General features: G+C 63.4%; 24 protein-coding genes. 4 read left to right on the forward strand and 20 right to left on the reverse strand.

Translation table 11 applies throughout. The annotated features are described in order from the left end of the window. Positions 1 to 14: 14 nt before the first annotated feature. From CJ014_RS03500 to CJ014_RS03550, 11 genes are all read right to left on the reverse strand, one after another. Complete coding sequence (locus CJ014_RS03500) at positions 15 to 911, reverse strand: alpha/beta fold hydrolase (RefSeq protein ID WP_100079097.1); 897 nt, start codon at positions 909 to 911, stop codon at positions 15 to 17. 12 nt (positions 912 to 923) lie between these two features. Then, the gene (locus CJ014_RS03505; protein ID WP_100079098.1) at positions 924 to 1,637 is read right to left on the reverse strand and encodes a MerR family transcriptional regulator; all 714 of its coding nucleotides are present in this window, start codon (positions 1,635 to 1,637) and stop codon (positions 924 to 926) included. Between the two features lie 100 nt (positions 1,638 to 1,737). After that, positions 1,738 to 4,212 (reverse strand): relaxase/mobilization nuclease domain-containing protein, encoded by a 2,475-nt coding sequence (locus tag CJ014_RS28340; RefSeq protein ID WP_341769962.1) that lies wholly within the window; start codon positions 4,210 to 4,212, stop codon positions 1,738 to 1,740. Further along, entirely contained in the window at positions 4,115 to 5,017 is a 903-nt protein-coding gene (locus tag CJ014_RS03515; RefSeq protein WP_100079100.1) for a lytic transglycosylase domain-containing protein, read from the reverse strand. Before CJ014_RS03515 ends, CJ014_RS28340 begins: the two co-directional genes overlap by 98 nt. A 3-nt stretch (positions 5,018 to 5,020) precedes the next feature. Continuing rightward, on the reverse strand, positions 5,021 to 5,353 hold the full coding sequence (locus CJ014_RS03520) for a DUF736 domain-containing protein (RefSeq protein WP_100079101.1): 333 nt from the start codon (positions 5,351 to 5,353) through the stop codon (positions 5,021 to 5,023). A 34-nt stretch (positions 5,354 to 5,387) separates the two neighbouring features. Continuing rightward, the gene (locus CJ014_RS03525; RefSeq protein ID WP_100079102.1) at positions 5,388 to 5,933 is read right to left on the reverse strand and encodes a S26 family signal peptidase; all 546 of its coding nucleotides are present in this window, start codon (positions 5,931 to 5,933) and stop codon (positions 5,388 to 5,390) included. Continuing rightward, on the reverse strand, positions 5,930 to 6,448 hold the full coding sequence (locus CJ014_RS03530; RefSeq protein WP_100079103.1) for a DUF2840 domain-containing protein: 519 nt from the start codon (positions 6,446 to 6,448) through the stop codon (positions 5,930 to 5,932). The genes CJ014_RS03525 and CJ014_RS03530 overlap by 4 nt, the downstream gene beginning before the upstream one ends. After that, positions 6,445 to 6,699, reverse strand: coding sequence for a hypothetical protein (locus tag CJ014_RS03535; RefSeq protein ID WP_100079104.1), 255 nt, complete (start codon positions 6,697 to 6,699; stop codon positions 6,445 to 6,447). The genes CJ014_RS03530 and CJ014_RS03535 overlap by 4 nt, the downstream gene beginning before the upstream one ends. Then, a complete protein-coding gene (parA, locus tag CJ014_RS03540) occupies positions 6,696 to 7,349 on the reverse strand; it encodes a ParA family partition ATPase (protein WP_100079105.1) in 654 nt (217 codons plus the stop codon). Before parA ends, CJ014_RS03535 begins: the two co-directional genes overlap by 4 nt. After that, a complete protein-coding gene (locus CJ014_RS03545) occupies positions 7,346 to 8,374 on the reverse strand; it encodes a replication initiator protein A (RefSeq protein WP_100079106.1) in 1,029 nt (342 codons plus the stop codon). The genes parA and CJ014_RS03545 overlap by 4 nt, the downstream gene beginning before the upstream one ends. After that, positions 8,375 to 8,644, reverse strand: a complete 270-nt coding sequence (locus tag CJ014_RS03550) for a helix-turn-helix transcriptional regulator (protein WP_100079107.1) — start codon at positions 8,642 to 8,644, stop codon at positions 8,375 to 8,377. Positions 8,645 to 9,115: 471 nt separating this feature from the next. On the opposite strand from CJ014_RS03550, the gene CJ014_RS03555 reads away from it, so the two are divergent. After that, on the forward strand, positions 9,116 to 9,403 hold the full coding sequence (locus CJ014_RS03555) for a DNA -binding domain-containing protein (protein ID WP_100079339.1): 288 nt from the start codon (positions 9,116 to 9,118) through the stop codon (positions 9,401 to 9,403). Positions 9,404 to 9,413: 10 nt separating this feature from the next. Here the strand turns inward: CJ014_RS03555 and CJ014_RS03560 are convergent, their stop codons facing one another. From CJ014_RS03560 to CJ014_RS03575, 4 genes are all read right to left on the reverse strand, one after another. Further along, the gene (locus CJ014_RS03560; protein ID WP_100079108.1) at positions 9,414 to 9,893 is read right to left on the reverse strand and encodes a DUF2285 domain-containing protein; all 480 of its coding nucleotides are present in this window, start codon (positions 9,891 to 9,893) and stop codon (positions 9,414 to 9,416) included. Between the two features lie 88 nt (positions 9,894 to 9,981). Beyond that, complete coding sequence (locus CJ014_RS03565; RefSeq protein WP_100079109.1) at positions 9,982 to 10,197, reverse strand: transcriptional regulator domain-containing protein; 216 nt, start codon at positions 10,195 to 10,197, stop codon at positions 9,982 to 9,984. Between the two features lie 309 nt (positions 10,198 to 10,506). Then, entirely contained in the window at positions 10,507 to 11,352 is an 846-nt protein-coding gene (locus CJ014_RS03570) for a DUF932 domain-containing protein (RefSeq protein WP_100079110.1), read from the reverse strand. A 373-nt stretch (positions 11,353 to 11,725) separates the two neighbouring features. After that, positions 11,726 to 12,043 carry a DUF736 domain-containing protein gene (locus tag CJ014_RS03575; RefSeq protein ID WP_100079111.1) on the reverse strand — a complete coding sequence of 106 codons (318 nt, stop codon included), beginning with the start codon at positions 12,041 to 12,043 and terminating at the stop codon, positions 11,726 to 11,728. Between the two features lie 797 nt (positions 12,044 to 12,840). On the opposite strand from CJ014_RS03575, the gene CJ014_RS03580 reads away from it, so the two are divergent. Further along, positions 12,841 to 13,182, forward strand: coding sequence for a type II toxin-antitoxin system TacA family antitoxin (locus CJ014_RS03580; protein WP_100079340.1), 342 nt, complete (start codon positions 12,841 to 12,843; stop codon positions 13,180 to 13,182). After that, positions 13,170 to 13,700 (forward strand): GNAT family N-acetyltransferase, encoded by a 531-nt coding sequence (locus CJ014_RS03585; protein ID WP_100079112.1) that lies wholly within the window; start codon positions 13,170 to 13,172, stop codon positions 13,698 to 13,700. Before CJ014_RS03580 ends, CJ014_RS03585 begins: the two co-directional genes overlap by 13 nt. Before the next feature lie 8 nt (positions 13,701 to 13,708). Here CJ014_RS03585 and CJ014_RS03590 read toward each other — a convergent pair whose 3' ends face one another. Further along, entirely contained in the window at positions 13,709 to 14,125 is a 417-nt protein-coding gene (locus tag CJ014_RS03590) for a hypothetical protein (RefSeq protein WP_100079113.1), read from the reverse strand. Positions 14,126 to 14,306: 181 nt separating this feature from the next. After that, a complete protein-coding gene (locus CJ014_RS03595; RefSeq protein ID WP_100079114.1) occupies positions 14,307 to 16,418 on the reverse strand; it encodes a ParB/RepB/Spo0J family partition protein in 2,112 nt (703 codons plus the stop codon). Between the two features lie 390 nt (positions 16,419 to 16,808). On the opposite strand from CJ014_RS03595, the gene CJ014_RS03600 reads away from it, so the two are divergent. Beyond that, complete coding sequence (locus CJ014_RS03600) at positions 16,809 to 17,237, forward strand: hypothetical protein (RefSeq protein ID WP_100079115.1); 429 nt, start codon at positions 16,809 to 16,811, stop codon at positions 17,235 to 17,237. 69 nt (positions 17,238 to 17,306) lie between these two features. Here CJ014_RS03600 and CJ014_RS03605 read toward each other — a convergent pair whose 3' ends face one another. The 3 genes from CJ014_RS03605 to CJ014_RS03615 form a co-directional block, all read right to left on the reverse strand. Next, positions 17,307 to 17,537 carry a DUF6429 family protein gene (locus CJ014_RS03605; protein WP_100079116.1) on the reverse strand — a complete coding sequence of 77 codons (231 nt, stop codon included), beginning with the start codon at positions 17,535 to 17,537 and terminating at the stop codon, positions 17,307 to 17,309. A gap of 337 nt (positions 17,538 to 17,874) precedes the next feature. Continuing rightward, positions 17,875 to 18,627, reverse strand: coding sequence for a nucleotidyltransferase domain-containing protein (locus tag CJ014_RS03610; RefSeq protein ID WP_100079341.1), 753 nt, complete (start codon positions 18,625 to 18,627; stop codon positions 17,875 to 17,877). Positions 18,628 to 18,905: 278 nt separating this feature from the next. Further along, positions 18,906 to 19,814 carry a manganese catalase family protein gene (locus tag CJ014_RS03615; RefSeq protein ID WP_100079117.1) on the reverse strand — a complete coding sequence of 303 codons (909 nt, stop codon included), beginning with the start codon at positions 19,812 to 19,814 and terminating at the stop codon, positions 18,906 to 18,908. Between the last annotated feature and the right edge of the window lie 82 nt (positions 19,815 to 19,896).

Below are 19,896 nucleotides of genomic sequence, written 5' to 3' on the forward strand. Positions count from 1 at the left end.
ATCGGCACACTCGCCTAGCGCTTCTTGCCGCGTTGGACCGTGGCGGCAATGCAGTCGGCAATGCGACCCGCTAACGCGGCGGGAAAATCATGGGCCATACCCTCAAAGAGCACGAGTTCAGCGCCGGGAATCGCCGCAGCAGTAGCTTGGCCTCCACTCACGTCGCATATCGTGTCCTTTGTTCCGTGAATGACAAGAGTCGGGACAGCTACGCCACGCAGCATTTCAGTTCGATCCCCGGATGCGACAGTTGCAACCGATTGGCGTGCAGTGGCGAGTATGTCATGGTCACGATCCCATGCCTGCCCTGTGATATTTGCAATCTCCTGCGGCGGGGTCGGATAAGCTGGCGATCTAACCTTAGGCGCCCTACGAATAGCCTGTTCGATAGCTTCTTCCCGAGTGGTTGGCGGCGAGTCGGTAAAAAGGGCCTGTGCTTCAGGATGCATCAGACCGACACCTTTGCCTCCCGTGCTGAACATCATCGAAGTAAGTGTGCGAACACGAGCTGGATGCTCGATGGCCATGGTCTGTGCAATTGCTGCGCCCATGGATGCTCCGACTACGTGCGCCGCTTCTATGCCAAGAAAATCGAGTAGTCCGACAGCATCGGCAGCCATATCGGATAGCGTGTAGGAGACAGAGGAAAGGTCTCCGGCAAACGCCGCTGCGAGATCGGGCTTCGGCGCGTCGTGCAGATGAGTCGAATGACCGGAGTCCCGATTGTCAAAACGGATGACATGAAATCCACGGGAGACCAATTCATCTAGAAATCTGGTGGGCCAGTGCACAAGCTGTCCGGCAAGTCCCATGATGAGTAGAACCGCAGGGTCGCCTGCGTTTCCTCGCTGCTCATAGGCGATGTCTATGTGCGCCGGGCCTACAGCCTTAGCAATCTGTTCGTTCAACATTCCTCATTAGTCCTACGGTTCGAGTTTAGTGGTGAGATGCTTATCCAAGGCCGCCAAGGCGCGATCTAGATAGCGAATGAGATCGGGGGTCCAACCCGCAAGGTCTCTAGGAGGGTCGGCTATTCGTAACCGTGCTAGAGCGCTAAGAACCTCTGCATCACCGTCCGCGAAAGACTTCATCAGCGAACGCGCCTGCGAAGCGAGCGCGATTGTTCGCTTACTCGACGGACGCTCACCGCCGCTCATGCAGGCGCGGAGTTGGTCTGCTAGAATCCGCCACTGCGATTCGACATCGCTATCGTTCGCTTTCTTCTTCCGTCGGCGTGCATGGACATGCCTCTCTACGCAAGACATCGCGTCTAATGTTGCGAGCAAGTCGTCAGCGCTAACTTGCTTCCCCGACTGTGTGATGCTGCGAAGTCGATCACGCAGGCGTACAATGCGATCGACTTCCAACTCTACTCGGTTCAAGTGTGTTCGCAGGAGATCGGCAAGTATGGAGCCGTCCTCAATCGCCTTCTTGATTTCTTCAAGCGACATTCCGAGCCCGCGAAGTGCACGGATTCGGTAAAGTCGCTCGACACCGGCTTCGTCGTATAGGCGATGATCGCCGCTGGTGCGCTCGGCTGCGGCAAGCAGTCCGGCTTCCTCATAGTGATGCAAGGCGCGGACGGTCGTGCCCGTGGCGCTTGCCAATTCGCCAACGCGCCATCGACGACTCCGCATGCATGCCCTCCAATCGCTTTGGACGTTGGGCAGGATACAACCTCACGTCACGTGAGGTTCAAGCCTTTTTTTGAGTGGCTAGGGAGGGGCAAGTCTCTACCTAAAGTGCCAAGCCCCGAGCTTTCCCGAGCTGCCAGGACACTGATCCGCCCTGCACGACGCCCATGACCTCCCGGCCAAGCTGGCGGTCGATGACCGGCCGCCACGGGATAAGGGTGAACTCGTGGCTCTTCTCCACGACGGCGAACTTGCCGCTGGATAGCTGCACGGTGCCGGTGAACTTGCCGCTCACGCTCTCGCCGTCCGTGGCGGCACGGAACGGCAGCGCCTTGCTCGCGGCGATCTCCGCGCCGACGCTTGCAACCTCGCGCTCGCGCAGGGTGGCGAGAAGATTGCGTCGGTAGAAGATGCGGCCGTCTCGACTGCGGGTCGCGTCGCCCTGTTCGATATGATGTTCCCGGCGCTGGTTCATGGCCTCGCGCACCTGTTGCCCGAAGCCGGCGGGAGCGAGATCCGATGCGTCAGGCGTAACCAGCCGCCGGTCGAGCCAGGTCGCACCATCGGACCCGATCTGGCTTTCCAGATTGAATGTCGAGATGACGCGAATGCTGGCCTGCCGATTGCGACCGGCATCATATGCGGCGGCGCGGCTCTCAAAATCTTCGGGGATACGCCACTGGTCGGCGTCGATCCGTTCGACGATCCCGGCCCGACGCAGCGCCTCCAGCCGGCGGACATGGGCATCGACAAAGCCCTCATAGTCGCCGCCCGGAACGCGCCCCTCGAACTTCGCATGCTCCAGATGGCGGCTCGGGCGATAGACGCCATCCTCGACAATGGCGGCAATGGTCCGGTCGGACGGGCGCTGCGTGGTGTCGGCCGGGCCGATCTCAACGATGCTGCCGATCCGCGCGTCTTCGACGCGGGCCGGGTCGATGCCGGCGAAATGATGCGTGCGGCCGTCGATCCCATCCACCACGACGGTCAGGTTCTCGCCCAATTCGTCAGTCAGATACTTATCCACGACGCGGCCCACGATTGGCGTCTGGGGCGACCCGTCATGGATATGGAAGGTCATGGGATCGCGCTCCAGGCCATCGGCCTTCAACGCCTTGTGCATGTTGCGGATGATGTCGCCGCGCTCGCCCAGTCCGCGCAGGGTCGATTCCATCTGTTCGCTCAACTCCCAGACGCCGGGCGCGTGTTCCGTGGCGAGGCCCATCTGCTCCAGCTTGCCCAGGCGGCGCAGTCGCAGCGTCCGGTCGAACTGGCGGCGTGGGTCCTCGGGTTCGCGGCGCAGATCGAGGAAGCGGTCTTCGGCTTCCTCGGTCATCGCCCGGTCGATGCGGGTGAAACGGTCCTGATCGATCTCGGCCGAGAGTTTGCGGGTCTGCTCGATCTCGGTCACTGGGCCGAGCTCGAGCGTCGCAAGCTCGCTCGCGCGCTCGCGGATGCCGTTGGCGAGATAGTCGCCGTTGACGACAAGGTTCTCGCCGAGGTCGTCCTTGCCGCGCACGATGACATGCACATGGGGATGGCCGGTGTTGTAGTGGTTGACCGCGATCCAATCGAGCTTCGTACCAAGGTCGGCCTCGATCTGGCGCATGAGATCGCGGGTGTGCGCGGTCAGATCGGTCAGGTCCGCGCCGTCCTCCGGCGAGACGATGAACCGGAACTGGTGCCGGTCCTCCTTGCCGCGATCGAGGAAGGCGTCGCCATCGGCGCGGTCCTCGGTCGCCGAATAAAGCTGGCCGCGCTCGCCGTCGCGCGAGGTGCCGTCGCGCTGAATGTAGCGCAGATGGGCGGCAGCCTTGCCGTTCTTCCCAGCCTGCTGGACGTAGCGGGTTTTGACGACGACGCGGCGTATTCCCGGCGCGCTGTGCCGCCAGCCGCCCGACAAGGTGCGGGCGCGAACGAAGGCCGCGCCACGGCCTCGCCGGACGCCAGGACCGCCGGACGCTTGCGCGGCCTTGCCACCCTTGGCGGTGGATTTCGCGGCCGTGCGTGAGCCGAGACGCGGCGCGTATTCGGGATGGGTATTGCTGTGCTGGCGCGCGAGCTTCTTCGCCTGGGTCAGGAAGCTCTTGGCCTTGCCCGCCTTCGGCGTGTCGGATCGGATGCGACCGGGCTTGGGCCGGAAGCGGTTCTCGTCGTCGGCGTTCATGGCTGCGCCTCCGGCCAAAACCCCGGGAAATCGCGCGATCGGCGGCCATGGTGCCAGTATAAACCAAGCAAAGCCAAGGCTTTGCGCAAGATCACGGCTCGCGCCATCCAAAAACAGGGTGCCGCTCGCGGCTCCCCTAACCAGTGTGCAGACAACAACAATTTCGAGAACATTGGCGACGTGGTGCCATGTTCCTTTATCTTGCCCTCCGCTCCTTCGATCCCTTCTGCCCTTTCGGCCCGGTATGCCGCTAAGCGCAAACCTGCCTGCCTGCACACCGGAACGAGCGCCGCCGAACGCGGGAACGCCACCTTCATGGCGTATCCCCGACGCTCGCGCGGGCAACAAAAATGCTGCCGTCTTGCGGCTCCGTAGCGGTCTGATCGCGCACCGGAACGGTCGCGCGAGCATCACCGGATTGCGTCTCGGACAACGGCATGATGGCGGCCCAGCTGTCATTCGGGCGCACGATAAAGAGCGGTGCTTCGCGCCAGTCGGGCGGCGGTGCAGCCTGGCGAGCTGGTGCATCGGACGCCGCCACGCCGCCAAGGATCGGCGCAAGCGTCGCGACATAGGCGCGGGTTTCGGCGGGCAGCGGGCGGCCGGTCGAACGGTGCTCGTCATAACGGCCGGGACCAGCGTTATAAGCGGCGAGCATGGCCGGGACGTTGCCGTAGCGATCCCACATTTCACGCATGTAGGCCGTGCCTGCTAGGATGTTGTCACGCGGTTGGTAGGGATCGCGGCCGAGCCGATAGCGGACGCGCAAGCTGGCCCATGTGTCGGGCATAACCTGCATCAATCCCATCGCCCCGGCTGACGAAACCGCGCGCACGTCGCCCGCGCTCTCGGCGCGCAGCACGGCGCGAATCCAGCGTTCGGGGATGCCGAACCGCTGCGACGCCTCCGCGATGTGGTCCGCATGGGGATCGGCGGCAATCAGGAGCGCGACCGACGCGGATTGCGCGACCACGACGCCCGATCCCATGCAGACGAAAAGCGCCCCGGCGAGCAACAGAAAGGCACAACGCCATGCCGCCCTGTCTCCACCACGACGCCAGCCTGCCAGCGTGCTCGCTTCGGTAAAGGGTGCGCGCGAAGCGCCGGCCGGGGGCCGCCCTTGACCTTCGCTGCGCGCGCCGGCCGTCTGGTCGTCGAGCGGGACGAAGGGATGAGACGGATTTCCCGCGAACAAAGGGATGGGAGGAACGCGCACCGATCAGCTCCGGTCCTCGCGCGCCTTCGGTCGTTTCCACGCCAGCCGGAAGGTGCGCCCCTCGTCGTCGGCCTGGAACAGCGCCGGGCGAAACAGCGCGGGGAAAAGTGGGCTGTCGATCTCCAGGGCGATGTAGTCTCCGGCGCGTTCGCCGACACGTTTCCACGCGCCGCCAATGTCGGGGCCGTCCTCGTCGTCGAGGTGGATGCGATAGGCCGGCGCATTGTCGGCGTCGCTCGGTTCGGTTTCGACAAGCGTGATTGCCTCGTCGATTCCGAACAGCCTGACGCGGCCGGCGTAGCCGTTGGCGGTAGGTTCAAAGATATTGGCAGGCATTGTCAGTCTCCTTGTTGGTGGGGGAAGCGCGAAGTCAGTGCGTCGGCGCGCGCCACTCGTAGCGGCCGACGCCTTCCTCATCGGTCCAGAGCGGGACTGCCCGACCGATGACGGAAGCTGTGGGGATGGGTCCGAAGTAGCGGCCGTCGAGGCTGTCGCGGACCTCCCAATTCAGGAGGAAAATTTCGCCGGGAGCGACGGTGCGGCAGCCCTGCCAGACGGGCAGATCGCGGCCGATCCGGTCGCGCTCCAGCGCCTCGGCCATCTCGATCCCGTCAACCGTGATCGCGCGGCCGGCGCGGCAAACCCGCTGCCCTGGCAGGCCGACGACGCGCTTCAACAGAGGCACACCGCGCCCGACATAGCCGCGCCCGACCATAAAGGTGGCGAGCGGGCCGGGTGGCATGACGGCGACAAGATCGGGCACCTCGATCCGGGCGGCCGGCTCGACGGTGTAGAAGCCGACCGGCGCGCTGGCGGTTGCGTTCCAGATGAGTTTCGTCGGCGTCTCGACCGCGCTTGCGGTGGCGATGCCGAGAACGGCCAGCGCCGTGACGGCGACATAGCGGCGGCGCGTCACGGGTCGATTCTCCGACGCCCGATCCATGCCGCATGTCGCTCCGGCGTGTAGTCGCTCGGCTCCAGATTGGCAGTCAGGCGGTTGTGCGCGTGCCGCCAGTAGTCCGGCGATACGTCGACCGGATTGAGGCCGAGCGCTTCCACGGCGTCGATGACGGCAAGCGCGCGCTGCACCTTCGGCCAGCCGTCGAGCCGCAACAGGATGTCGCCGCCTGGCCGGACGAAGGGCAACGTCTGGAACGGCTCGCCGCGACCGATAGCGCGCACGATGTCGAGCCGGGAAATGATCGTGCCGTGCTCGCCAGCCGCCCAGCGGACGAAGGCGAAGACGCTGTTCGGCGCGAAGCCGACGACGCTGCGGCGGCGGTCGATGATCTGTTCGTAGCTCTTGCGGCCGAACCGTATCCACTGCTCGACCTTGCGCTTATCGAAGGTCAGCTCGACGAGTGTGGTGAATGGCGCGGGTCCGTCCAGCAGCGGACGCCCGTGCATGCGGCGGGGAGCACTGCCGGTCATGTCGGATCTCCTTCGGAGTGTGAAAACTCACGCGCGAGAAGGCCGCGCAGCATGTCGGTGACGGTGATGCCGCGCCGGAAGGCCGCGACCTTGATGCGGCCGCGTAGCCCCGGCGTGATGTCGATGGTCAGGCGGGCGGTGAACGCTTCGCCGGCGGCTTTGCTGTCCGGCGGCGCGTCGGCCGCCTTGATCCAGCTTTCGGGATCGCGCGGACGCGAGGCGAAGCGAGACTTTCCGGGCGCACGGGTCATGGCGCGGTCCTCCCGATGCGCAGCCGGCCAATCTCGGTGGCCAGCGCCGCGATCTCGCGTGCGGCGGGGCTGTCGCCATCGATCTCGCTGGCAAGCCGGCCGGACCGCGCGGCGTCGGCGAAGACGACGCGCTGGCCGATGGTCGTGGCGAGCAAAGGCGGGTCGTGTTCGGCCAACGTCTCGGCCGTCTCGCGAGCGATGACGGTGCGTGCGCCGCAACGGTTGAGGATGAACCGCGCCGCCAACTCGGGCCGATAGATCCGCGCGTCCCTGAGCAGCGCCAGCATCTCGGCCGAGGCCCAGCCGTCGAAGGGGGACGGCTGCACCGGGATCAGCACCAGATCGGCGGCGAGCAGCGCCGAGCGCATGAGACCGGCGACGCGGGGAGGCCCGTCGATGACGACGACATCGGCGTCACGCGCCAGCTCCGGGGCTTCGCGGTGCAAGGTGTCACGGGCTAGGCCGATGACACTGAACAGCCTCGGCAGGCCCTCATGGCTGCGCGTCTGCGACCAGTCGAGCGCGGAGCCTTGCGGGTCGGCGTCGATCAGGATGACGCGCCGTCCCTGAGCGGCCCAGGCTCCGGCGAGATGGAGCGCCAGCGTGGTCTTGCCGACGCCGCCCTTCTGGTTGAGGAGCGCGACGATCATGGCGCACCTCGCCGGGTGGCACCGGCACCACGGATCGCGTGCGCGCGCGTCAAAGAAGAAGAGTTAGATTCTCTGTTAGATTCTTCTATAGAGTCCCGCGCGAAATTTGCGCCTAATGTCCCGATACTGCGTGCGCCTAATGTCCCGATAGGATTCACATGCTTGTCCACAGGCACTGTGAATTGTTTTTCAGGGAGAAAGCGCAGCAATTCACGCCCGTCCTCCCATTCGATCTGAAGGCAATAGCCGGGTAGCGGCTGGCGGTTCGCGATCCGGCGCAAGTCGAGCGCGAAGTCGGACGGCCGTGCCGCGCTGCCGGATTTTTGGTGAAGGTGGGAAATCTCGAACGCCCAGCCCTCGGGCTGGCGACCGGCGTGCTTGCGGGCGACGCGATATAGCCAGCGCTCGATGCCGCCGGTCAGCCGGAAATAGGCCGGGTCGATGGTGAGCACCAGCGAGCGGTCGATGACGCTGTTGTAGAACCATTCCGGCAGGACGAATTCCATGCCTTCGACGCGGCCGCCGCGCGTCGTCATCTCCTCCCATTCGTTGATCCAGGAGAATTGACGGCGACGCCAATGCTTGCCGTTGCGGATGGTGGTGGCGATGACGGTGGATTGCAGGCGCGCGAGCGCCGCCTTGAGCAACAGATAGTCGCGGTTGCCCGTCGCCCGCCCAACGGCGCGCAGGAGCTGATAGGGCATGAAACGAAAGAAGCGCGACGTGCGGAAGCCGTTGTTCTCGGCTGCGACAATCTGCGAGGCGGCCCAGATCAGGACATCGGCATCCCAGATCGTCGCCATGCCGTGCTCGGGCATGGCGAGCACCTGCACCTCGACATCGGCCGCTCGGTAGAGGATTGGCGCGGTGCGCGGCCGCTTCGCCAGCGAGAAGAAGGGCCGTTCCATCAAGTCGCGCTGGTCGCGCGGCGCGGCGTCGCCGGTCGCGACCACGAAGGGGTCAAGGCGCGTGCGTTCGCTGGCGTCGCTTGGCTGCGCCGGGACATGATCGTCGTCGCGCAGCATTCAGAGTTCATCCCGCTCTGCGGGTGTCAGCGGGCGCGCGGGAAAGACCGTGCCGGCGCTCTTGTCGCGGGTGGATTTGCGCGTGCCGATTGCGCTCCAGGCTTCGAGATCGCGCACGGCGTAGAGGACGCGGCCGCCGATCTTGCGATAGAGCGGTCCGGTGCCATAGGTCCGGTGTTTCTCAAGGGTGCGGAGCGAAATACCGAGAAAGCGCGCGGCCTCCTTGGTGCGTAGAAGTCGCGGTGGTAGGTCCGCGTTGCGAATGGCCATGGGATCACCTCGGATTCGTCAGACAGGCGGCTGTCGGAAGCGACAGCGGGCTGTGGCGAACCGTGGCGGAGGACCGGCGGCCTGTAGCGTGCCGCATTTAAGCCTATGCGCTGGCGGCACCCCTGCTAGGGCGACTATCAGGCCGAAAAAGCCGAGAGATTTCAGCGTGTGATTGCGCGTTGCGCGGAATTGGTCGAGACAATCGCGCGCGGGTCGGCTAAATGTGCCAACGGAGCAGACGCGCTGCTCCGGGGGCGTAGTAACCCCTGACTAGCGGTTGGTGCCGGCCGTGACGGCACCACACTCCTTGACCCTATGGTCGGGGAGCCTGTGGCGTATACAACAGGCTCTCCGAGCTAAAGGCCATGGGGCCGTCTAGTCACGGTTACTAACTCCCCGATCACCAGGAGTCAGAGAGTCTTATCTGCGGGGGCGTACCGCAGGCGCTCTCCTGAAGGAAGGGGAATGACGATGCGGGTTCCCGTTGAACTTGATCCCGATGTGGATGACGTGGCGCCGACGGGCGATGGGATCACCACATATGACGAGCGGCATTTCGTGACCTATCTGCGGCTCCTCGACGCCAAAGCTGAGGATGCGGAGTGGAAGGAAGTAGCTAAGATCGTGCTCCACCGCGATCCGGTCGCGGAGGAACTGCGCAGCTATCGGTGCTGGCAAAGCCATCTCGAACGTGCGCAATGGCTCTCGCGCGAGGGCTACAAGCGGATACTGGAACAGGCAGCCGCCAACAAGGCGTGATGCCGTGGGGCTATCGCTTGCCGACTTTGACCGGATAGTGCAGCAGGAGCCGATAGCCGCCGCGCATCATCCTGATGCCATGCGCGACGAGGCGACGCGCCTTGTTCTTGCTCGGGTCACTTTCAAAATCCTCCTTGGTGCCGCGGAAACCGAGCAGGACTTCCGCGATAGTTCGGTAGCTCTCGCCTCGCAGGTTCGCATCCAGCGCGCGCAGGGACAGGATGTGCCATTCCCGGAGTTGCTCGGGCAGGATACCGATGGGCAGGCCAGGTGGTCGCCGGGCCAGGGATCGCCAGAGCCGCCGCGTGGCGTGGATGCGAAGCTCCAGAAATGAATCCAACGGCAAAGTCACGGCATAGAAAGCCGCCGTATTCGGCACCGCATCGGACAGCCAGAACTGGTGAGTGATGTCGTCTATCTGCCACACGCCGTGCCAGCCATCGGCCGCGCGGCGCAGGTTAAGGCCGGCGAGATGGGCGAGCGTGACCATCGGCTCAGTCTCTGCGTCCTCTTGTTCGGCAGGCGAGAGCTTGATCGCTTGTGGCTGGAGGCGTGGAGACCAGAACAGGGATAGTTGATCAGGCGATGCGTCGGGGTCGCTCGGGAAATCGCAACCCCCAGCGTTGCGCAAATCTCTCCAACTGCCTTGCACCGGGTTTTCCGGTCAGGGCGATGGTCTGGAAATCATGCCGATATTCGTCATTGCGACGAAGATATTCCCAAGCGAAACCGGCAGCGGGAAGATGTCTGATGTCCCCATAGGCTGCCGGTGAACGCCAGTCGATGCGTAGCATGGCGTTTCCTCCGAATCGTGGGCATCCAGAAGAGGCCCGAAAGGGAAGCCTGCCGGATTTGGGGAGCTAACTGTAGTTGCTTTGATACGGAACCTTGTTCGAGTAACCCGATCAGTTTATTAGTTATTTTCTTCTTAACCGTGCTTAGCCTGCTTCGCGAGCCGGGCATAGCCCGGCGAGCGGCGGCTATGTTTTGGGCATGGCCGCGCCGCCGATCCGCAAAGCCGGATCGGCGGAAAAATGGTGGAAGCGCAAAGCCTGAAAAGCGGAAAGCCGTAGAGCCGGTTTTCCGGCTCTACGGCATGACGGTCATCGCGTCTTCAATCGCTGCATGCCCTCGGCCAGCGTCCAGAGCGCGCGATTGAGGGTCACATTCTGGTCGATGCCGTTGATGGGGCGGGTCTGGCTGCGGCGGATGCGGCCTTCGGCATTGCGCCGCTGCCCATGCAAGCCGCCTCTTATCATGTTCTCCTGAATGGTGTTGTAGGTCATCCAGAGGCTTTGTCCGGCATCCTCGCGGCGGCGCGGCTGGATGATCTGATCAGGGCGGACGGGGCTTTCCTCTTCGCCGTAGCGGGCGACAAGGCTGGCCTCGGCCAGAACGCGGCGCTCATCTTCGCCAAGCTGGATTTCCTTCATGGTTTCGCTGGCGTTGATCAGGCGCGGGAAGTCCTCGGCAACGGTATAGACGCCTTCGATAATGTCATGCTGGATATTGCCCTTGTGGGGGACGCGAACGTCCTCAAACCGCTCGCCCGCCACAAGGCTGTTGGTGCAGACGAAACGCAACATCCCGGCAAACATCTGGTAGCTGCTGGTTCCGTCATGGGAATTGACGATGATGACTTCCGCCGCCTCCTGCTTGCCAATGCCGTCATCGCGGCGCAGGCGCAGCATATGTTTGGCGTGGCCGTGGCGGCTGCCGTCACGCGGAACGGACTGCACGGCGAAGAACGGGAACCATCCTTCCCGCCGCAACCCCTCCACGATGTCGATGGTGGGGACATAGACGTAACGCTCCGAGCGGCTGTCATGCGCCTCGCGGGCGAAGATGGACGGGACGTGTCGGTAAAGAGCTTCGTTGTCGAGCGCTTCCCGCCCGGTGATCTGATGGGAATTGCGGCCGAACCGGGTGGCAAGGTGATGATAGGTCATGATCTTGATCCTTATGGGTCTGGGTTGGAGCGCAGCGCTGCGCTGCAACCCTGGCCGTCGCCGAGACCGGGGGGTGCAAGGCGCAAGGGGGCCGTGACGGAGGGGGATCACCCGGCCTGCACGGAACGAGGAACGAAGTGGAGGAAGGCTGGGGATACCGTCACGGCTCCCTTGCGCCGCGCCAGGGGGCGGCGCCCCCAAGCAACAGCCCGGCCAGAGTGAAGCGGTAGCCGGGGAGAAGATCCGATCGGGATACGTCAAGTCTGAAAACCGGAGAGCCGTGAATCCCGATCTCCGTATTCCCTGACAGGCGGCGGCCATGAGCAAAAAAGAAGCCCCGCTCGGGTGAGCGGGGCTGTTCCGGGGGCCGGTCTTAGTCGCCGTTGCGGCGGGACCAGATGAGGTTGTGACCGCTTCCGTCTTCGGCTTCGACCAGGCTGGCGTAGATCGGCGCCGGGAAGCTCGGATCGTCCAGCTTGACGGAGAGGTATTCGCGCTGCGTCTCGCGGGCGATCTTCTTCCAGGCCGCGCCGAACTCGGTGGCGCCGGCGAAGATGCGGAAGTCGGGGCCGCGCTCGCTGTCGCCCTCGGTGGCGGTGAACTTGGCCTTGACGTTGAGGGTCAGGGTCTTGACCGAGCCAGCGAAGCCCGCGCCGTTTTCGTTCTTGGTGAAGGTGCCGATGGTCGCCATTGTCGTATTCCTTTTCCTGTCGGGTCGCACCATTGCGACCTCGATGGTGGTCGTGAAACCGGGGACGATCGGCCCCGCACCCCTCGGGGCTGGAACGGAGTGGAGGGCGGCCGGCGACGGCTTTTTTGCCTCGCGATGCAAAGCCGAAGGCGGCGGAAAAAAGTTGGCGACGGACGTTGCGGGAAGACGAGCGAGACGCCGCTTCAGCGGCGGCGGTCTTCGGTCAGACCGTGCCAATCGAGGACGCGGATGGAGCGCCCAAACAGGTAATCAAGGGGAATACGGCAATGGCGCCCGTCCCGCGCCTCGCCGGGATCGGGGATGCTTGCGTGGTTCTGTGGCCGCCGTCTTCCCTGACCCGACCGGCAAGGCCGTTCGCCTATCGCCAGCGGGGGCGACAGCGGGTGCGGCTTCGGCTGACCTTCGCCGATGCTGCCGTATCCGGTATGGCCGAAACATCGCGTGCGGGACGTCTGCCATGCCTGTGCCAAGCGGATGATCCGAGCTTCCCAGCGCTGATCCGGCTGCCAGTCGATGCGGACGGACAGCCCAACCCCATCATAGGCTTGCCATGGCGACCATGACCGGCCTTCCGATACAGCCTTGCTCAACCGGATGGGGCTATCTGCGAAATGGCCGACGCCACCCTTCGCGTTATGGGATTGAAGCCGAATGGCGGAAACGCGCCGACGGCGTGGTTCCGGCGAAGCCGAAAGCCCGGCCCGAAGGGCAACGCCCAAACCTTATCGACATTTCCATGTATTGACACTGTAGATACGTTCACCCATATTGCGGTCATGGCAAAAACTCGTCTCGCCCCTTCCGAATCTACCCGCTCCGCGTCTCCTGCCGTCGCGGCCCGCGCATCTACGTCCGAGGCCAAGGGCAGCATCAACTTGCGGATCGAGACCGACACCCGCCAGCTCATCGACGATGCGGCGGCGGTCCTCGGCAAGACGCGCACCGAGTTCATGGTGGAGAGCGCGAGGCGACAGGCGGTCGATGTGCTGCTCGACCAGCGCCTGTTCACACTCGATCCGGAACGCTACGACGCCTTCATGCGGGCGCTCGACAATCCGCCTGCACCGGGGCCTAAGCTCAAGGCTCTGCTACGCCGGACCCCGGCATGGCAGAAATAGACGAAGCGGCGGACGATCCCGAATTGCCGCTATCGCCTCCTGTTCCCCTGGCTGCTGAACACGATCTTTCCGAGTTCGACTGCGGCGAGCCGGTGCTGAATGACTGGCTGCGTCATCGGGCCTTGAAGAACGAAAGCCGGTTCTCGCGCACATACGTCGTGTGCGAGGGCAATCGGGTCGTCGGCTATTTCTGCATTTCAGCGGGATCGGTCGAACGGGGAGCGGCTCCCGGTAAGGTGAGGCGCAACGCCCCGGACGTGATTCCGGTTTCGATCATCGGTCGGCTGGCTGTCAGTCTTGACCATGCGCGCAAGGGTCTCGGCGCGGACCTGCTTTCGGACGCATTGCGCCGGATCGCGCTGGCCTCGCAAAGCATCGGCATTGGGGCTGTGATGGTCCAGGCCAAGGACGATGCCGCCAGACGCTTCTATCTGCGCTGCGCGGAGTTCATCGAATATCCCGAGGACAGCCGGACGCTGTTCCTGCCTATCGAAACGGTGGTCGCGGGCTTCGGCTAGGTGCCCCTCTATCTGGCGGGCTGGCCGACGCCGCTCGCCAGCCGCGCCAAGGCGGACATGCCCGCGAAACCGCCTCCGACGACACAGAAGATTTGCCGCCAGATGTCGGACGGCACGGCTTCCTTGGTGACGCCATGGACCAGCGCATAGCCCGCAACGGCAGCGGGGGCGGCGAAGATCAGCGCGACGATCAGGCGGACGATGGGAATGCGAATCGTCTCGAACAGCACCGCCAGAACGCCGAAGGCAATGCCTGCGGCGAACAGGCCGACCAGTCCCGCGCCGATCAGGCCGGAGCCGGTCTGGTAGGCGAATTGCGCGGCGGTCAGACCAAGCATGAAAGGCAGCGCATAGACGGCGAGCGTATAAGCGATGACACAAAGAAGCGCGACCAGCGCTACGCTCATGAACATGACTGCGACCATGATCTTTACCTTTGTCCTACTGCACCGCCTTTCGTGCAATCGTTACGAAAACTGCTGCGCGCTCTAAAGGTGCCTCTATGTCCTTCATCTGTCGAGGTCATCCGGCCGCGCGGGGTAGCCGCGCGGCCGGATTTTTTTCCAATTGAAGGCCGGGACCGCTGACGCGATCCCGGCCGGTGCTTCATTCCGCCGCGACGGTGAAAGGCTCGTCCTCCACGGTTTCGGCGTTGTCGGCCTCCGGCAGAACTTCGGCCTCCATGGCGGGTGCCTCCTGCTGCGCGTCGGCCAGCCACGCAGGCCGCTCGGTGCGCAACAGAGGCGGAAGCCATCCGGTTCCGGCCAGAAGCCGTTCGGCGGCTTCGGCCATCTCCGGCTTCTTCTTGCCCGCGATACGCTCGGCTGCCTCGTCGCCAAGGGGTTCGCGCACGGCGGCGAGGATATGAGCCTTGGTCACGCGACCGAGATAGGCCCGCACGGTGGGCGTCCAGTGCGCCGTCATGTCAAGCGCAACCGCCGTCGCCAGCCTGTCCGCCGTTTCGTGGGCGCGGCGCTTGTGCTGCTCCCACGGCACCTTGACCGCATTGACGGTCTGCGCGGCGCAATGGGCGAACAGCGCCATGACGCTGGCATGGTCCAGCCCGGCAATGAAGCCCCAAAGGTCCGACACGTCGCGCGGCATGTCCGCCGCCCATCCGGCATGACGATCCGCCAGCGCCTTCGCCGCTGCCGTGTCCTCGATCCCATCCGCATGCCCGCCAAGGCTGGCGCTGATCGGACGGATTTCGAGGCAATGCGCTTCCCCGCTACCACGATAGAAGGTCTGCGCGGCGAGCGCATGGGTGACAGCGATCAAGGCCATGTCCGGCTGCTCACCAAGGGCGAGACGCAGGCCAAGCGTCCGGTGGGCGGTCAGGTCGCGGATGAGAAGGTCGGAAATCGGCTTGCCGTCTTCCTCCGCTTCCTCGTCCTCGATGTCGAGCGCGGAAACATGGTTCCCGTCCTCGTCATACTCGCCGTCCTCTCCGATGATCTCGCCATCGCCGTTAACGCGAACGCCGTCGATGATGGTTTCGCCGTCCGCGCCTTCTTCTTCCTCCGGTTCCGGGGCCTCGTCCTCGGGTCGGATGAAACCGCGCTCGATGCGGACGGCGCCGTCATGGTTCAGAACCACGAAAACCCCGCCGCGCCCGATCTCGTCGGGATCATAGGCATGGCGCAGCCCGTCGATGCGCTCGATCTCGGCTTCAAGCTCCGCAAGGCGCTGATCCACCTCGGGCGGCAGGTCCTCGTCCGCGTCCTGCCATTCCGCCGACAGGTGCTCAAGTTCCTCTTGCGCGGCATCGTAGGCGGCTTCCTGCTCCTCGGATAGCTCCACCCCCTGCGGATAGGTGCGGCGCATGCCATGGGCGTGGGGCCAGTCGATATAGGCCGAAACCCATTTCCATCCCTCGGCCTCCTGAACCTCGGCGGCGATCCGTTCCAGCTTGTCGAGGGCAAGCCGGTCCAGAAGCGCTGCATCCTCGTAGAAGCCGCCGCGATCCTCGGTGAACAGGTCGCGGATGATGTAGCCGCCCGCCTCGGTATAGGCTTCCGGCCCGACAAACACCGCGCGCCGATCCGAAGCCGCCACGTTGCTCGCGGTCAGATCGCGGCGGATGATCCACGGTTCCTTGTTATAGGACAGGTTTTCGTAAACCTGTTCCTGCCGGTCGTGATCGTCGGTGATGGCGAACGCCTGCAACTGGTCCATGGTCAGCCCGCCGTCGCGGTAAATCTGAATGAGCTTGGGGCTGACGGCTCCAAGGCGAAGCCGCTGCTTCACCACATGCGCGCTCGTGCCGAACCGGGCCGCAATTTCCTCCGCGCCCCATCCGCGATCTTCGGAAAGCTCGCGGAACTTCTCGAACTCGTCGGCAGGGTGAAGGTTTTCGCGGTTGACGTTCTCGTCAAGGCTGATCTCGGCGGCATCATTCGCCGTGTCGATGACGCAGCGGACCGGCTCGGTCTTTTTGATCTCCTTGCGCTTGGCGCGCAGAAGCTGCGCCAGCCTGCGGCCTTCTCCGACGCTGACCAGATAGAAACCGGTCGGCTCGCCTTCCGCGTCAAGCTCCGGCTCCACCACAAGGTTTTGCAGGATACCCTTGGCGGCGATGCTCGCCGCCTTCCCCTCGATAGACGCCTCGCTGTGCGGGGTCTTCCGGGCGTTCTTCGGGTGCTTCTTGAGCTTGTTGAGCGGGATGAAAACCGTTTCGCCATGTTCGGGAACGGTCGTGATCTGTGCATTGTTCGTCATGATCTTGATCCTTTTGGCTTGGGTTGGAGCGCAGCGCTGCGCTGCAACCCTGGCCGTCGCCGAGACCGGGGGGTGCAAGGCGCAAGGGTGGACGGGCGGAGGGGGATCACCCGGCCTGCACGAAGCGGATCGAAGTCATGACGAAGGTGCGAGAGCAGGCATCCGCGCGGAAGGCTGGGGATACCGCCCGGCCGCCCTTGTGCCGCGCCAGGGGGCAGCGCCCCCAAGCGCTCGCCCGGCCAAAGCGAAGTGGAGGCCCGGCACAAGAATCGGATCAGGAGGTGAGAGGTCTGAAAGCCGGAAGTCCTGACTTCCTGATCGCAGCTTCATCTTGCGAGAGAAGAGAGTAGAATGTGAGCATCATCGGGTGATCGGCAGTGCGGCTTTGCCATGACCGAGGAACGGAACCGGGAGATTTTGAAGCGTCGTCGAGCTGGCGAGACCTTCGCCGCAATCGCGCGCGACCATAGTGTGTCCGTCCCACGCGTCCGCCAGATATTCGAACGCGAGGAAAGAAAGGATCTACGTCGGAAAGAGCTGGCGGAGGCCGACCGCCGTGCCGATCAGCCGAATCTGCTTCATCTCGACCCCTGGGTGCGGCAACTCTTGGCCGAGTTCTGCGGCAAGGCGGAGTTCACGCCGGATGATGTCGAGAGACGGGGCTTCTGGCGAAGCAACTTCTCCTGCGAGGAGCCGGTCTGGCGCGCGATCGTGAAATGGATGGCGCTCGCCGGCAAACAGCCGGCGAAACTGCCCTTTAGATGGACGATCGAGGAATGGCAGGAGCACGATTTCGGAGATGTGCCCAAGCGCCCCTGAGCCGAAGCGTCTCACGCGCCTGCGGGGAAACGCGGGTCGGATACTTGGGCGCGAGGAAGGAACGGGCGCTTATTCGGGTTTGCAGAAGAGCGCCCGGAACAGGTGCTCCGATCGCTCAATGCCCTCATCGGTCAATATGACGGATTTCGCCTTGCTGATCGGATTGCTGATATATCCCTTTTCATGCAGCCGGTTCATGGCATCCCAATCGAAGCCCTTCCATGAGCGGCCATCTCGGTCGAGTGAGAGGAAAAGCAACGCAAGGATTGCATCGTCTATTTTTTCTTTGTCGATCTCCATGATTCGATACCCGCTGCGTTCCATGGTGCGGTTGGTCGGTGAGAGAGCGGCCGCACCATGATGACCATCAACATTCATGCCTACGTCTATTTTATAGGGTCATGGAGGGCTATGGAGTAGACATAGTTCTCATCGCTATCCCGCATGGCCCGCCAAACACCGCCGATTGCCCTCGATAGCCCGATATTTCCGCCGCTGCGCTCCCAACGGACGGCACTGAAAACTCCTATTTTACGCTATATCTCGATATATCTTGAAGTTATGGCAGCAATCGACCCATCGCGGTCATTTAGAAGTTCCATCTCGCCGGTCGAAAGCAGCCATTTTTATGAGGACGCTACGTCTTTGATGAAATCCTCGCGTCTTGTGGTGCATCAACTCGGTAACCATCGAAGTAGCTTCCACCGTGATTAGCCAATTCCTGATCTGTCAGTGACAGGAGTGCGGTCTTGTTGCCTTGCACGGCGTCTGTGAACGCTTCGGCCGCGATGATCGCGAGTTTGGGATCATGCCGCTGCAAGAGACGGGGGCCCCACTTTCCTTTCCCGGTCCATTGATTGCGCCCGAGCAGAATGAGATCGATCAGGCGGGGATAGAGTTGCGCCGCAATGGCAGCAATTTCGTTGGTGGGTCTTTCGGCACGAAGATCATCGGCAAGATCGCTCAGAACATATCGCATGGTGTCATACTGCATCCCAGTCAGCGGCTTGGGTCCCCGACCAAGGATACTTCGTGCATGTTGCTGCATGGCATTGGCATGCCCCGACGCGTTGCCGACAATCACGCCATTCGCAACCATGTCGACGATTACCGGTGCGCCGCCCTCTATGTCCTTTTCGATGAAGTAGGCCAGTGTCTCCGCATCGTGCACGAAAGCTTCAATGGGGAAGCCATCCAAGACGAAGGATTCTCGCCACGCTTGTTCCAGCTTCGGATAGACGACGACCAGATCGATGTCGGAGAAATCGTTTCCTTCACCGCGCATGATCGAGCCCGCCACAAACAAGTGCGATGCTCCATTGAACCGCGTAGCAAAGCATTTCCGCGCTGCCGATAACGCGGCGTCGATGCGTCGTTGTTGGTGCCGCATGCTGTCGTCCTCCTCGACGTGCGACGCGGCAGGCACAAAAAAACCCGCTCGCATCCGGCGGGTTGATCATTCTCGTCTGAAGCGGCTCTAGCTCATGACGTGACCAAGCACCGCGTGGCGGTGGTAGTGGAGGTCGAAACTGAGAGCATCCCATTCATGAGCACACGCTATCGCTTAAGCCGGAATTGTCAATCACTCCCCAGAGCTACCATGCCTGCTTTCCGAGAGGACTCCATGAAACCGGCGGGCGGGAGCCGGAGCCCCCGCGCGCCGTTGGCTCAATTGGCCTTGGCGTAGAGCTTTCGCGCGATTTCGAGGATTTCCTCGGGGTGATAGTCGGGGATGAAGGCGCTGGCGACACCCTCGGCCTCGTATTGCGGGCCACCCGTCGGCGGGCCGTCGATGATCTCCAGCGGTCCGGAGCCGTCGAGCGCCTCGCCCTGCCAGATATCGCCGATCTCGCGATAGTCGTCCGGGCTGAAGCGGTAGAGCCGCCGGTGCATGCCCTCGGCGAGGAAGGGCTGGCTTTCCGGGATCTCGACGCCCTCGATATTGGGGATCGGCAGCATCTTCTTCATGTCGACGCCGGTCAGCTTTTCGAGCGCCAGCGCATAGGCATGGGCATGCACGCCGCCGCGCGTGAACAGATAGCCGAGCATGTGGCGCGCGGCGGGGTTCTTGGTCATCTCGTAGACGCGCAGCTTCACGGTGCGCGCGCCGTTCTCCAGGAAGAAGTTGTGCAGCAGATCGAGAACGAGATTACCGGAGTTGAAGATGTAGTCGCCGCGCCACGGCTGTCCAAGCGCATTCGTCGCCATCACGCCATGCGGGCCGTTGATGTGAAAATTCGGGCCGGCACCGGCCGCGCCTCCGAACAGGTCCTTGAAAATGGCGTCGCCCTTCGACACGTCTCCCTTGGGCTCGGCGCCGTGCAGCAGCCCGTTCACCGCCGCCCCCACCAGCTCGATATGGCCGAGCTCTTCCGTCGCGATATTGGCGATCAGGGCGTAGAACGGCCTCAGCTTCTCGCGCTGCCGGAAATTGAAGCTCTGGTACATGTAGGTGTTGAGCGTCGTCATCTCGCCGAAACGGCCGCCCATCAGCTCGTTGACGGCGGCGGCGGCCGACGGATCGGGCTCCTTCGGCAGCGGCATCTCGACCTGAAGCTTGTCGATTCTCAGGAACATGGCGCACCTCCTTAATCACGCTGTTGCGCCCGAAAATCTTGACTCCTTTCATCAAGAAATGGAAAGATATGGTTGCTATTCC

Source organism: Pleomorphomonas carboxyditropha (assembly GCF_002770725.1).
GTDB classification, from domain to species: Bacteria; Pseudomonadota; Alphaproteobacteria; order Rhizobiales; family Pleomorphomonadaceae; genus Pleomorphomonas; species Pleomorphomonas carboxyditropha.